The following is a 12,569-nucleotide window of genomic DNA, read 5'->3' as shown; positions in this document are numbered from 1 at the left end:
GGTGGGTGCGCGCGGTGAGGAATGCGAGGCCGACGTGAGCGACAACGGGGACGACGGGGGACGAGGGGTCGACCGGCGGCTGCGGGCGGTGGTGGGGCTCGCGCAGGCGATGGCGGCGGCCCTCACGCCGCGCGAGTCGGTGGGTGCAGCCGCCGAGAGCGCGCGCCGCGCGCTGGACGGCACCTTCGCGGCGGTTTCGGTGTGGGAGCGGGAGCGGGGCCGGTTGCGGGTTCTGGTGAACGTGGGCGAGCTGATGCCGGGGGAGGAGCCGGTGCCGGACGACGAGTCGTATCCGGTGCACGACTTCCCGGAGATCGCGGAGTTCCTGCACGAGCGGTGGGCCGCGGGCGGCGAGCCGCACGCGTGGGTGGAGACCGCGGAGGGCACCGGGCCGGGCCCGGCCTCGTACTGCCACCAGCGCGTCGCCGCCCTGCGGCGGCGCGGGCGCGGCTCGTGCGTGGTCGCGCCGCTGGTGCTGCACGGGCGGGCGTGGGGCGAGCTGTATGTGGCGCGGGCGGCAGGGAGTCCGGTGTTCGACCGGGGTGACGCGGACTTCGCGACCGTCCTGGCCTCGGTGGCGGCGGCCGGGCTCGCCCAGACCGAACGTCTGGAGGAGGCCCGCCGTCTGGCCTTCACCGACCCCCTGACCGGGCTGGGCAACCGGCGGGCGGTGGACATACGGCTGGATGAGGCGCTGGAGGCGTACCGCGAGCAGGGCACGGTGGTGACCCTGGTGGTGTGCGATCTGAACGGCCTCAAGCGGGTCAACGACACGCTGGGGCACGCGGTGGGGGACCGCCTGCTGGAACGTTTCGGCACGGTGTTGTCGCTGTGCGGGGCGATGTTGCCGGGGGCGTTGGTGGCGCGGCTGGGCGGCGATGAGTTCTGCCTGCTGGGGGTCGGGCCCCCGGCGGACGAGGTGGTGCGGGTGGCCGATGAGCTGTGCCGGCGGGCCGCGGAGCTGGAGATGGGCGAGGGGGTCGCCTGCGGGGTCGCCTCGACGGGCGATCCGATCGGGCCGGTGGCCTCGGCCCGCCGCCTCTTCCGCCTCGCGGACGCGGCCCAGTACCGCGCGAAGGCGGCGCGGTCGCTCAAGCCGGTGGTCGCGGGCCGGGACGGCGGCCCGGACGACCCGGTGATCCGCCTGGCCGACACCCCCTCGGACCGCCGCCCGGAACGCCGCCGCTTCCGCGGCCGCCGCCCATAGCGCACCGCGCCGCGCGTCCCCTGAACCGGGCGCACCGCCCCCGCACCCGCGGGGCTGCGGCCCGCGCCCAACCGGGGTTGTGCCCCGCGCCCCTTTCGCCGTTCCGCGGGCGTCCGTGGTCTGCCGCGCCGCGCTTTGTTCCCCGCCCCGCCCCTTCCCGAACCGGGGCTCCGCCCCCGGCTTCCCGGGCCCTGCCTGGCTTCGCTCCGAGCCACGTCCCGCCGGGCGTTCGCCCGCACCTCGCCCCGTCTCGTCCGGTGCGCCGCGTCGTCGGCCCTGCCCTCCCCCGGACGCTGGCCGAGATGCCCCGCCCCCAGCCCCTCCGGCGTTTGAGGAGCGGGGTCGGGGTGGCGCCCCGGTTCGGGGAGGAGCGGGGTGGGGAAAGGCGGCCGGGGTGACACGTGGGGATTCACTCTCTAGGGTGCCTGAATATGGATATGCACACTGTGGTGGTGGGGACGTCCGGGACGAGCGCCGAGGACGTCGTCGCCGTGGCGCGTGGCGGGGCTCGGGTCGAGTTGGCGGGGGAGGCGCTGGCGGCCGTGGCCGCCGCGCGGCGGGTCATCGACGACCTGGCCGCCAAGCCCGAGCCCGTGTACGGCGTCTCCACCGGCTTCGGCGCCCTCGCCGTACGCCACATCAGCCCCGACCTCCGCGCCCAGCTCCAGCGCAACATCGTCCGTTCGCACGCGGCCGGGATGGGGCCGCGGGTGGAGCGCGAGGTGGTGCGGGCGCTGATGTTCCTGCGCCTGAAGACGCTGGCGTCCGGCCACACCGGGGTGCGGCCCGTGGTCGTGGAGACGATGGCGGCCCTGCTGAACGCGGGGATCACGCCCGTGGTGCACGAGTTCGGCTCCCTCGGCTGCTCCGGCGACCTCGCGCCGCTGTCCCACTGCGCGCTCGCGCTGATGGGGGAGGGCGAGGCCGAGGGGCCCGACGGGGAGGTGCGGCCCGCGGCCGAGCTGCTGGCCGCGCACGGCATCGAGCCGGTGGAGCTGCGGGAGAAGGAGGGCCTGGCGCTCCTCAACGGCACCGACGGGATGCTCGGCATGCTGATCATGGCCTGCGCCGACCTGGCCCGGCTGTACACCGTGGCCGATGTGACGGCCGCCCTGTCGCTGGAGGCGCTGCTCGGCACGGACCGGGTGCTCGCGCCCGAGCTGCACGCCATCCGCCCGCACCCCGGCCAGGCGGCCAGCGCGGACAACATGCTGCGGGTGCTGGACGGTTCCGGGCTCACCGGGCACCACCAGGACGACGCGCCGCGCGTCCAGGACGCGTACTCGATCCGCTGCGCCCCGCAGGTGGCGGGCGCGGGCCGGGACACGCTCGCGCACGCCCGCCTGGTCGCGGACCGGGAGCTGGCGTCCGCCGTGGACAACCCGGTGGTGCTGCGGGACGGCCGGGTGGAGTCGAACGGCAACTTCCACGGCGCGCCCGTCGCGTACGTCCTGGACTTCCTCGCCGTGGCGGCGGCCGACCTCGCCTCGATCGCGGAGCGCCGTACCGACCGGCTGCTGGACAAGAACCGTTCGCACGGGCTGCCGCCCTTCCTGGCCGGTGACCCGGGCGTGGACTCGGGGCTGATGATCGCGCAGTACACCCAGGCGGCGCTGGTGAGCGAGCTGAAGCGGCTCGCGGTGCCCGCGTCGGTCGACTCGATCCCGTCCTCCGCGATGCAGGAGGACCACGTCTCCATGGGCTGGTCGGCGGCGCGCAAGCTGCGCACGGTGGTGGACAACCTGACCCGGGTCCTCGCGATCGAACTGGTCGCGGCGGCCCGCGCGGTCGAGCTGCGGGAGGGCCTGGTGCCCGCTCCGGCGACCCGGGCGGTGCTGGCGGCGGTGCGCGGGGCGGGGGTCGAGGGCCCGGGCGGGGACCGCTATCTGGCGCCGGACCTGGCGGCGGCCGAGGCGTTCGTACGGTCCGGGGGGCTGGCCGAGGCGGTCGAATCGGTGACGGGGCCGCTGGCCTGACGGAGCATGGTCAGGACGGCAACGGCCGGCTGACGGTGCATGCTCGGCTGACGGTGCATGGTCGGGACGGCACGGTCAGGGCGGCTCGGTCAGGACGTCTCCGTGCGCGTACGGCGCGCGGAGGCGGTCACCATCGTGACCCCGAGCCCCAGGAAGGCCGTGCCTCCGGCGAGGTACGGGGTGACGTCCACGCTGCCGGTGTCGGCGAGGTGTTCGTCCGGGACGGCCTCGGTCCGGGGCTGGGACGGGGCCTCGCCCCGTGCCGCACCGGAGGACGACGAGGGGCCGTCGGTCTCGACCGTCGCGTTGGCGGAGGGGACGAACCACAGGGCGCACAGCAGCGAACCGGCTGCGGCAGCGGTCAGCAGCGGTCGGCGTGCGGACACAACGGCATCCTCCTTGCGGCTGCGGGGAATTGACCCCGTGTGCCCGATCGTAGTGACCTGGAGGGGCCGGGTGGTAGCGATCCGGTACGGCAGCCTGCTCCGCACCATATGACTAATCCCGGACTGTCATGGTTTGTCCGGATTCGCAGCGCTGCGTCATAAGCTGGACCAGCGTCTTTGCTAAGTGGCCTCGCGCACAGTTTTACTGGGCGTGGAACCGACCAAAAGGTACAGGCGTTCTTGGTGGATAGGTCTTGCTGGTTCGGTCTTGGGTTTCTGGGGTCCAGTCGCAAATGGAGAAGCGTGTGATGACGTACGGCAAGCGCCGTAGGGGGCTGGCGGCAGCGGCCGCCGTGCTCAGTGGGGTACTGACTCTCGCCGCCTGTGGCGGGGACGGCGACAGCAGCGACAGCAAGGGCGGTGGCAAGGGGCAGTCGCAGGTTGACGAGGCGGCGGCCAAGGACGCTTCCGACGCCCGTATCAAGATCACGCCGAAGTCCGGTGCGACCAACGCGGGCATCAACCGCGACACCAAGGTCACCGTCGCCGGGGGCAAGCTCACCTCGGTGACCATGATCTCCAAGGCCGACGGCTCCACCGTGGCCGGATCCATATCGTCCGACGGGAAGTCCTGGAAGCCGGACGGGCAGCTGGAGCGGTCCACCCAGTACAAGATCAGCGCCTCCGCCAAGGACTCCGACGGCCGCAAGGCCACGGAGCACTCGTCCTTCACCACCGTCTCCCCGGCCAACAGCTTCATCGGCAACTTCACGCCGGAGGACGGCTCGACGGTCGGCGTGGGCATGCCGGTGTCGATCAACTTCGACAAGGCGGTGACCAACAAGAAGGACGTCCAGTCCCACATCAAGGTCACCTCCAGCACCGGTCAGGAGGTCGTCGGCCACTGGTTCAACGGCAACCGGCTGGACCTGCGCCCGAAGGACTACTGGAAGGCCAACTCCACCGTCACCCTGAAGCTGGACCTGGACGGCGTCGAGGCGTCGCCGGGCGTGAAGGGCGTCCAGGAGAAGACCGTCACGTTCAAGGTCGGTCACTCGCAGGTCAGCACGGTCGACGCCAAGGCCAAGACCATGAAGGTCGTGCGCGACGGCAAGCTGATCAAGACCATTCCGATCTCGGCCGGAAGCCCCGACAACACGACCTACAACGGTCAGATGGTGATCTCCGAGAAGTTCAAGGAGACCCGGATGAACGGTGCGACGGTCGGTTTCACGGACGACGACGGCAAGGGCGAGTACGACATCAAGGACGTGCCGCACGCCATGCGGCTGTCCACCTCGGGCACGTTCATCCACGGCAACTACTGGGGCGCCAAGTCCATCTTCGGCAGCCAGAACACCAGCCACGGATGCGTGGGCCTGTCGGACACCAAGGGCGCGAACGACCCGAACACGGACGGCGCCTGGTTCTACAACAACTCCCAGCTCGGTGACGTCGTGGTGGTGAAGAACTCCAACGACAAGACCGTGTCGCCGGACAACGGCCTCAACGGCTGGAACATGGACTGGAGCCAGTGGGTGGCGGGCAGCGCGACCGGCGCCTGACGCCACGTCTGACCTTCACCGCCGGGCGGCGGTCGGCCTTCGGGCCGGCCGCCGCCCGGCTTTTCGGGGCCCTGTGGCGGGCCGTCAGTGCAGGTGGCGCAGCCGCCGCAGGTCCTTGACGCGCACGTACCGGATCTTGCAGTGGTCCTCGTACGGATCGCCGTCCGCGCAGGCCAGGTAGCGCACCGGCTGCATCGGCAGCCAGGTCATCCCGAGCAGCCAGCGGTGGACCAGCCGCCAGAACCCCGGCCGCCCGGCGTCGGTTTCGCGCACGACGCGCATCCGCAGCATCCACTTGCCGAGGGAGGCCCGGAAGATCCAGGCGCCCAGCACCTGGTTGACGATCGACAGCCCGAAGATGCAGGCCACGGCCAGGAGCAGGGGCTCGACCCCGGCCGTGAACTTCGGGAGGACGTCCATGCCGAGGGGAAAACCGCCGCCGAGGGCGAGGACGCAGTCCACCGCCGCCGCGAACATGCGCCGCTCGTCACCGGCCGGCTCCGGGACGCGCACCGGCTGGGGCGGCTGGGGCTGCGGTGCGGGCTGTCCGTAGGGCGGCGCGTACGGCTGGCCGTACGGCTGATTGTGCGGCTGTGCGTGCGGCTGTCCGTACCGCTGGGCGTAGGGGTTGCCGGGCTGGGGCGGAGGGGAATGCGGAATGGGCTGGTGCTGCCCCCGTGGATCACTCATGGTCAAGATCTTGCCAAGGCCCATGGCGGAGCCCGGCGGCGCCCTCCCCGCCGAGTGGCGCTCCCGCCGTACCCGGGGAGAATTGACCGCAGAGGTCTGACCGGGAGGCACCGATGGCCGAAATCACCACTCCCTATGAGCCCGGCACGCCCTGCTGGGTCGATCTGATGGCCCCCGACCAGCAGGCCGCCCTCGACTTCTACTCCGGGCTGTTCGGCTGGTCCGGGGAGATCGGCCCGGCCGAGGTCGGCGGCTACACGGTCTGCACGCTGAAGGACCGGCCGGTGGCGGGGGTGATGGCCGCGCAGGCGATGGACGACCAGCCCGCGCCGCCGACCGTCTGGACCACCTACTTCTGCTCCACCGACGCCCAGGCCACCTCGGAGGCGATCAGCCGCAACGGCGGCACCGTGCTGCTGCCCGTCATGGACGTGATGGACCTCGGGAAGATGCTGGTGGCGGCCGACCCCACCGGGGCCGTCTTCGGCGTCTGGCAGGCGCGGGAGTTCCCCGGGGCGGGCATCGTCAACGAACCGGGCACGCTGGTGTGGAACGAGCTGAACACCAGCGACCGCGAGACGGCGAGCACGTTCTACGCGGAGGCGCTCGGCATCGAGACGACCGCCATGGAGGGCGACGCCACGGGCTACTACGGGCTCACGGTGAACGGCCGCACGGTCGGCGGTCTCCAGCCGCTGCGCGAAGAGGCCCCGGCCGGGACGCCCTCGCACTGGCTGGTCTACTTCTCCGTCGAGAACACCGACCGGACGGTCGCGAAGCTGTCGGCGGAGGGCGGGACGGTCCTCAAGCCGCCGTTCGACATGGTGGCCGGGAGGATGGCCCTGGTGCAGGACCCGCAGGGCGCACCGTTCGCGGTCATCGCCCCGCAGCCGATGGGCTCTTGAGCCGGAGCAGGAAGTAGCCCCCGGCGGTCGCCAGCGCCTCGTACCGCGCCTGCGGGTGCAGCTGCTTGGCGTACGCCAGCTCCTGCCGCACCGTGCGCCCCGGCGGCTCCGCAAGGGCCAGGTACTGCGGGGTGACGCCCTGGGTGGAGCCGACCCAGAAGACCCGGCAGCGGCTGGTGAGGCGGGCTATCGGCCCGACGTTGGCCTCGACGGTCGCGCCGTCGGGTATCCGGTCCAGCAGCCGCTCCACCGCGTCGACGTGGGGCGGCTTGCGGTAGGTGGCCCCTTCGGCGAGCCCGCCCAGCGGCAGTGAGGTGGTCAGGGCCAGGGCCGCGGCGCAGACCGCGGCGGGTATCTGACGGGCGTAACGGACGAGCCAGCCGCGGCGGCTCTCCCCGATCCGGTCGAGCGCGTCTACCAGGGCCAGGAAGACGACCGGCATCAGCACCGCGCTGTAGTGCCAGTCCGTGCCCCAGTAGTGCTCGTCGTGGGAGACGAAGCGCCAGCCGAGGGTGGGCAGGGCGGCCAGCAGCAGCGGGGAGCGCAGCGCGAGCAGCCCGGTGGTCGGCAGCAGAACCCACAGCAGGGTGCGCAGCGCGGTGACGAAGGGGATGGTGGCGTCCGAGCCGCCCCCGCTGCCGACCTTGTCCCAATAGTCGTACGAACCGGCCCCGTTGAAGCCGGGGATGACGACGCCGAGCGCGAGCGCCGACCCCAGGACGCCGAAGCCCATGAGGGCGACGGCGAGGGGCGCGATGCCCGGAACCCGCTCGCGCAGGGCGCGTATCGCGATGACGACGCCGATCGCGGCGACCGTGGCGCCCATGTCCTCCTTGACGAAGACCAGCGGGGCGGCCCACAGCATCGCCGCGTACCAGCGCCGGAGTATGACCGCTTCGAGGGAGAAGGCGATGAGCGGGATGGCGAAGCAGATCTCGTGGAAGTCGAAGTCCACGGCGCGCTGGAGGCCCCAGGCCAGGCCGTACGCGATGCCGATCGCGAGCCCCCGGGCCCGGCCCAGCAGCCGGGCGGCGGTCCGGGTGACGGGGACGGCGGAGAGCGCGAACAGGGCGGCCTGCGCGACGAGCAGCGTGACCGGGCTCGGGAAGATCCGGTAGAGCGGGGCGAGGAGGGCGGTGATGGGGCTGAAGTGGTCGCCGAGGATGTTGGCGCCGGGGCCCTTGAGGTCCGCTATCGGGGCCTGGAGGTGCGCGTACGCCCGTATCGCCTGTTCGAAGATGCCCAGGTCCCACGACATGGTGGCCATGCGGCGGTAGCGGCAGATCGACAGGGTCGCGAAGGCGGCGAACAGGGCGAGGGCCAGCCAGTACGGATCCAGCCGAGGGTGGCGCAGCGCGGCCGCCCGGGTGCGCAGCCGTTCACGGCCCGTGGCGGCGGTCGCCCCTTCGGCGGTGGTGCCGGGCGGGGCTGTCGCTGCCGTGTCCATCCGGGGTCCTTGTCCTGTGAGGGTCATGGGGGCGGGGCGGCCCGGTCGAAAAGATACGCGACAGGGGCGGGGCGGTTGCACCGTCGCCGGGGATGCCGCCGTTGAGCGGTCCGAAGCGGGTCCGGAGCGGGTCCGGGCGCGGGTTCACGGGCTGTTTACGGCTGTTCACGACCGGAGGCTGACCAAGACCCCGGTGAATCGTTGTCCAAGCAGTGGCCTAGGCCGCGCCGACTCCATACCATCGATCAACGCCAGATCGTTTGTCGCGCCGCACGATCTCTGCCGGGAGGCTCAATGATCCGCCGCCGTACTGCGCTCTCCGTCTCCGCCGCGTCCGCCCTGCTGGTCTGCGCTCCCCTGCTCACCGCCTGCGGCGGCACCCCGCGGGCCGGTTCCGCCGCCGTCCTGGACGACGGCCGGATCACCGAGTCGCAGCTCCAGGCCCAGGTGAAGGACGTGCGGGACGCGCAGCGCGGCTCCCCGAGGGCGGACCAGCTGGTGGCCGCCAGCGGCCAGCTGACCCAGAACACCCTCATCCGCATGATCCAGTTCAAGGTCATCGAGCGGGCCGGCCAGGACAACGGGATCGGCGTCAGCCGCCGCGCGGTGCAGCGCGCCCGCGCCGCCGCCGAGCAGCAGTCCGGCGGGGCCGCCGCGCTGCGCGCCGCCTACCTGGAGCAGGGCATCGCCCCGGACCAGATCGACGGCGCCGTCCGCATGGAGCTGACCCGCACCGCGCTGCTGCGCAAGCTCGGCGTCGCCAAGGTCAACGCGGTCTTCACCCGCACCTCCAAGGACCTCGCCATCAAGGTCAACCCGCGCTACGGCAGCTGGGACGACACCAAGGGCACCGCGGTCCTCGCCAAGGAGGCCTGGCTGCGCACCTCCACCGCCTCGCAGCAACCGGCGTAGGTTACGTTTCAAGGGTGACCACGCCTGACTCCGCCGCCCCCGCGGCCGACCTCGCCACCGGCCGCGTCGTCCTCCTCACCACCAGCCACCGGGTGGCGCCCGGGCTGCTCTCCTGGCCCGCCTGGCAGGCGCTGCGCGGCGCCGACCGGGTGCTGTGCGGGGACCCCGATCATCCGCAGCTGCCGTATCTGCGCGAGGCGGGCATCGAGGTCGAGCACGCGGTCCCGGCGGCGCGCGAGCTGGTCGACTACTGCGTCGCGGAGGGCGGCCGCAGCGCCGTCGTGATCACCTCGGCCGACGGCGAGTCCGCGCTGACCGACGGGCTGGCCCGGCTGGCGGGTTCGGGCCGCGAGGCGATGCCGGACCTGGAGCTGCTGCCCGGTTCGTACGACCTGCCGGGCGCCCGGCTGCTGGACCTGGTCCAGGTGATGGACCGGATCCGCGCGGAGTGCCCGTGGAGCGGGGCGCGGACCCACGAGGAGCTGGTCAAGTACGGCATCGAGGAGGCGTACGAACTCGTCGAGGCCATCGAGGAGGGCGACCGGGAGGCGCTGCGCGAGGAGCTGGGCGACGTGCTGCTCCAGGTCGTCTTCCACGCCCGGATCGCGCAGGAGCACGAGGACGAGCCGTTCTCGGTCGACGATGTGGCCGGGGCCATCGTGGACAAGCTGATCCGGCGCCATCCGCATGTCTTCGGCGAGGAGGCCGCGGAGACCGCCGAGGACGTCAAGGAGCACTGGCTGCGCACCAAGGCGGCCGAGAAGCAGCGCGATTCGGTCACCGAAGGGGTGCCGCTCGGTCAGCCCTCGCTCGCCCTCGCCGCCCAGCTCGCCTCCCGCGCCCGTACCGCCGGGCTCGCGGTCGCCCTGCCGGAGGGCGAGGGTTTCGGCTACGAGCTGCTCGCGCTGGCGATCCGCGCCAAGGAGGCGGGCGTGGAGCCGGAGACGGCGCTGCGCGTCGCGGCCCGCGCCTACCGGGACGCGATCCTGGCGGCGGAGGGCACGGCCTGAGCGGGACGGGTTAACCGGGCGGACGGGGGTACCCGGCCGCCATGGATACGTACGCCATGGACTTCGCCGTGCCCCACGACTTGGTGGTCGGGACGGCACCGCTGGTCGTCGGCATCGTGGTGGTCGTGATCCTCATCGTGGCCATTTGGTGGGGCATACGGCTGCGGGCCCGCGAACCGGTCCCGTCCCAGGAGCCGAAGCCCCGCTCCGGTGCCTGGCAGCAGGTGAACGAGAGCGAGCGCGAGGCCCGGCAGGCGGGTCACGGTCCCGGACATCAGGACGATCAGGACCGGGTCGGCTACCAGACGCAGAACCGGGAGCCCGAGGAGCTGTCCCCGGACGGCGTCCGGCGCCGCCCGCACCAGCTGGGCGGCTCGGGCACCAGGGCCTCCGGCTCGGGCGGCAACGAGGGCCGGAAGACCTGGAGCGAGGGCAGCAGCGGATCGTTCGGCGGCGGCTGACCGCTGGGCGACGTGCCTCCTAGCGCCGCTGCCCCGCAGCGACCACGGCCGACAGCACCTCGGCGTCCAGCAAGGTGGTGTCACCGAGCCGGGAGGCGGCCGCGTAGGAGTTCAGCAGGGCCTTGGTGGTGCGCAGGGCCGCCGCCGAGCGCCGCAGCACGGGCTTTGACCACTCCCTGATCGCGTCGTCCAGTTCGGATTCGGGGACCACCCGGTGCAGCACGGACAGCTGTTCCGCGCGGGCGGCGTCGAAGCTGTTCCCGGTCAGGATCAGCTCGCGGATCCTGGCGGCGCCCACCTCGTGCAGCAGCCGCGGCAGGGAGCCGCCCCAGGCGGCCGGGATGCCGAGGGCGAGTTCGGGCAGCCGGAAGCGGCTGTCGAACGCGCCGATGCGCAGATCGCAGAAGAGGGCGAGCGCCAGACCCGCCCCGATGACCTGTCCGTGCAGCCGGGCGATGGTGACGGCGGAGGTCGTGGCGAGCGCGTCGCATACTCTCCGTGCCTTCCCGCCGATGGTCCGCAGCCCCGATCCGGTGGGGTCGTGGTCAAGTTGACCGGCGAATTCATGACGGTCCCCGCCCCGGCAGAAATCGGGTCCGGCGCCGGAGAGCACCAACACCCGGATGTCCGGCCGGTTGTGCACTTCTTCCAGCACCGCGAGGAGATCGTCGAGGATCTCCTCGCTGATCGCGTTACCGGTTTCCGGAGCGTTGAGTTCCACTCGGAGTTCGGGTCCGTCGCAGGTGATGCGCAGGGTCTTCAGGTCGTTGAACATGGGTTCCTCGTATTCGGCGGGATTCAGCGCTCGGTCACGTTCAGCGCGGTGAGCCGCCGGAAGGCGACGCGCGGCTCCCAAACCGGGGGAGCGGTGACGCGGAGGGTCGGAAAACGCCTGACGAGGGACTTCAGCAGAACGATGGCCTCCAGCCGGGCCAGGGCCGCTCCGATGCAGTAGTGGATTCCGCCACCGAAACCGAGATGACTTCCCGTGCGGAGGATGTCGAAGGTGTCCGGGTCCGTGTGGTGTGCCGGATCGTGGTTGGCGGCGCCGAGCATCACGTGAACCACCTCGTCCCTCGATATTCGAAAGCCGGAGAGAATGGTGTCCTCGGTGGCGACCCGGGTCGTCAGATGGATCGGCGGGTCGTAGCGGAGCACCTCCTCGACGGCCTGCGGCACCTGCTCGGGGTGGGACCGCAGCCAGGCCATGCTCCCGGGGTGCTGATCGAGCAGCCACACCATGTTGGAGAGCAGGGTCGAGGTGGTCTCCATCGAGGCGATGACGATGAACATCACCAGGTGGTAGAGGGTTTCGTCGGCGACGGCGCGGTCCGGCTCGATCTCGTCCCAGGTGCGGATCCAGTCGGAGATGACATCGTCCCCGAGGGCCTGCCGGCGCTCCCGGATGACCTCGGTGAAGTACGTGCGCAGGCCCTCGGCGGCCTCGTTCGCCTGGACGAGCTGGCTCTTGGAGGGCAGGAGTTCCTGGGCGAGTCCCTGACCGTGGGTCAGGGACTTGAGGAGGTCGTGATCCGATTCCGGAAGGCGCAGCCAGTGGCTGATTGTGGCCGCTGGCATTTCCTCGCCGACCGTGGTAGCGAAATCCGCTTCCTTGGTGGTGCGCAGCTGCTCGGCGAGCCGGTCGAGCAGCGTGTCGGCGATGCGTGAGACCGGTTCCTCGAGGGAGTCGAGGGTGAATCGGTCGAATATGTTGCCCAGGGACCGCCGCTGCAAGGTGTGCACCGGCGGATTCAGTCCCTGAAGGGTTTGGCTGAGCTGTCGAGCGGCCGGTGCGTTCCAGCGATTTACGTCGCCCTGCCGGGCCCGCCATTCAGCGTCGAAGGTTGCCCATTTCTTGCTGCGCAACACGTGGTCGCAGATATCGTGGGAGAGTAGTAGATAGCCGCCCCAGGGCGCGGGCACAACATCTCCCATCGCCCTGAGTTCCGCGTAGATCGGGTAGGGGTTCGACTGTCCTCGCGATGAGCGAAGGCGGGACATGAGTGAAAC

The 12,569-nt window shown here is 71.7% G+C and carries 12 protein-coding genes; 7 read left to right on the top strand and 5 right to left on the bottom strand.

The window, feature by feature from the left end:
* Positions 1–109: 109 nt before the first annotated feature.
* Together HYQ63_RS18085 and hutH are read left to right on the top strand one after the other, a co-directional pair.
* Positions 110–1,207, top strand: coding sequence for a sensor domain-containing diguanylate cyclase (locus HYQ63_RS18085; protein ID WP_179940235.1), 1,098 nt, complete (start codon positions 110–112; stop codon positions 1,205–1,207).
* Between the two features lie 431 nt (positions 1,208–1,638).
* Positions 1,639–3,183: a histidine ammonia-lyase gene (hutH, locus tag HYQ63_RS18080; RefSeq protein ID WP_179934889.1), complete on the top strand. Its 1,545-nt coding sequence runs from the start codon at positions 1,639–1,641 to the stop codon at positions 3,181–3,183.
* 89 nt (positions 3,184–3,272) lie between these two features.
* On the opposite strand, the gene HYQ63_RS18075 is transcribed toward hutH, so the two are convergent.
* Positions 3,273–3,569, bottom strand: a complete 297-nt coding sequence (locus HYQ63_RS18075; protein ID WP_179934888.1) for a hypothetical protein — start codon at positions 3,567–3,569, stop codon at positions 3,273–3,275.
* A gap of 308 nt (positions 3,570–3,877) precedes the next feature.
* Here HYQ63_RS18075 and HYQ63_RS18070 point away from each other — a divergent pair, with 308 nt between their 5' ends.
* Positions 3,878–5,134: an Ig-like domain-containing protein gene (locus tag HYQ63_RS18070; RefSeq protein WP_179934887.1), complete on the top strand. Its 1,257-nt coding sequence runs from the start codon at positions 3,878–3,880 to the stop codon at positions 5,132–5,134.
* Positions 5,135–5,218: 84 nt separating this feature from the next.
* Here the strand turns inward: HYQ63_RS18070 and HYQ63_RS18065 are convergent, their stop codons facing one another.
* Positions 5,219–5,824: an RDD family protein gene (locus tag HYQ63_RS18065; RefSeq protein WP_179934886.1), complete on the bottom strand. Its 606-nt coding sequence runs from the start codon at positions 5,822–5,824 to the stop codon at positions 5,219–5,221.
* Between the two features lie 113 nt (positions 5,825–5,937).
* Between HYQ63_RS18065 and HYQ63_RS18060 the strand changes: the two genes are divergently transcribed.
* Complete coding sequence (locus HYQ63_RS18060; RefSeq protein ID WP_179934885.1) at positions 5,938–6,729, top strand: VOC family protein; 792 nt, start codon at positions 5,938–5,940, stop codon at positions 6,727–6,729.
* Here HYQ63_RS18060 and HYQ63_RS18055 read toward each other — a convergent pair.
* Complete coding sequence (locus tag HYQ63_RS18055; protein ID WP_179934884.1) at positions 6,701–8,176, bottom strand: DUF2079 domain-containing protein; 1,476 nt, start codon at positions 8,174–8,176, stop codon at positions 6,701–6,703. The genes HYQ63_RS18060 and HYQ63_RS18055 overlap by 29 nt on opposite strands.
* Positions 8,177–8,470: 294 nt before the next feature.
* On the opposite strand from HYQ63_RS18055, the gene HYQ63_RS18050 reads away from it, so the two are divergent.
* From HYQ63_RS18050 to HYQ63_RS18040, 3 genes are read left to right on the top strand one after another with little or no spacing between them, the layout of a single operon-like run.
* A complete protein-coding gene (locus HYQ63_RS18050) occupies positions 8,471–9,088 on the top strand; it encodes a SurA N-terminal domain-containing protein (RefSeq protein ID WP_179934883.1) in 618 nt (205 codons plus the stop codon).
* A gap of 14 nt (positions 9,089–9,102) precedes the next feature.
* The gene (locus HYQ63_RS18045) at positions 9,103–10,098 is read left to right on the top strand and encodes a nucleoside triphosphate pyrophosphohydrolase (RefSeq protein WP_179934882.1); all 996 of its coding nucleotides are present in this window, start codon (positions 9,103–9,105) and stop codon (positions 10,096–10,098) included.
* A gap of 41 nt (positions 10,099–10,139) precedes the next feature.
* Positions 10,140–10,559 carry a DUF6479 family protein gene (locus HYQ63_RS18040; RefSeq protein WP_179934881.1) on the top strand — a complete coding sequence of 140 codons (420 nt, stop codon included), beginning with the start codon at positions 10,140–10,142 and terminating at the stop codon, positions 10,557–10,559.
* Between the two features lie 19 nt (positions 10,560–10,578).
* Here HYQ63_RS18040 and HYQ63_RS18035 read toward each other — a convergent pair whose 3' ends face one another.
* Together HYQ63_RS18035 and HYQ63_RS18030 are read right to left on the bottom strand one after the other, a co-directional pair.
* Positions 10,579–11,334 (bottom strand): enoyl-CoA hydratase/isomerase family protein, encoded by a 756-nt coding sequence (locus tag HYQ63_RS18035; protein WP_179934880.1) that lies wholly within the window; start codon positions 11,332–11,334, stop codon positions 10,579–10,581.
* A 23-nt stretch (positions 11,335–11,357) separates the two neighbouring features.
* Positions 11,358–12,560: a cytochrome P450 gene (locus HYQ63_RS18030; protein WP_257232621.1), complete on the bottom strand. Its 1,203-nt coding sequence runs from the start codon at positions 12,558–12,560 to the stop codon at positions 11,358–11,360.
* Positions 12,561–12,569 lie beyond the last annotated feature (9 nt).

The sequence above is a fragment of the Streptomyces sp. Rer75 genome (genome assembly GCF_013414305.1).
Classification (GTDB): domain Bacteria; phylum Actinomycetota; class Actinomycetes; order Streptomycetales; family Streptomycetaceae; genus Streptomyces; species Streptomyces himastatinicus.
This window is presented reverse-complemented; position numbering and strand designations above follow the sequence as displayed.

Coding starts and splice junctions, on each gene's coding strand:
- hutH (WP_179934889.1), top strand. CDS start 1,639: ATGGATATGCACACTGTGGTGGTGGGGACGTCCGGGACGAGCGCCGAG.
- HYQ63_RS18060 (WP_179934885.1), top strand. CDS start 5,938: ATGGCCGAAATCACCACTCCCTATGAGCCCGGCACGCCCTGCTGGGTC.
- HYQ63_RS18050 (WP_179934883.1), top strand. CDS start 8,471: ATGATCCGCCGCCGTACTGCGCTCTCCGTCTCCGCCGCGTCCGCCCTG.
- HYQ63_RS18030 (WP_257232621.1), bottom strand. CDS start 12,560: ATGTCCCGCCTTCGCTCATCGCGAGGACAGTCGAACCCCTACCCGATC.
- HYQ63_RS18065 (WP_179934886.1), bottom strand. CDS start 5,824: ATGAGTGATCCACGGGGGCAGCACCAGCCCATTCCGCATTCCCCTCCG.
- HYQ63_RS18070 (WP_179934887.1), top strand. CDS start 3,878: ATGACGTACGGCAAGCGCCGTAGGGGGCTGGCGGCAGCGGCCGCCGTG.
- HYQ63_RS18035 (WP_179934880.1), bottom strand. CDS start 11,334: ATGTTCAACGACCTGAAGACCCTGCGCATCACCTGCGACGGACCCGAA.
- HYQ63_RS18055 (WP_179934884.1), bottom strand. CDS start 8,176: ATGGACACGGCAGCGACAGCCCCGCCCGGCACCACCGCCGAAGGGGCG.
- HYQ63_RS18085 (WP_179940235.1), top strand. CDS start 110: ATGGCGGCGGCCCTCACGCCGCGCGAGTCGGTGGGTGCAGCCGCCGAG.
- HYQ63_RS18040 (WP_179934881.1), top strand. CDS start 10,140: ATGGATACGTACGCCATGGACTTCGCCGTGCCCCACGACTTGGTGGTC.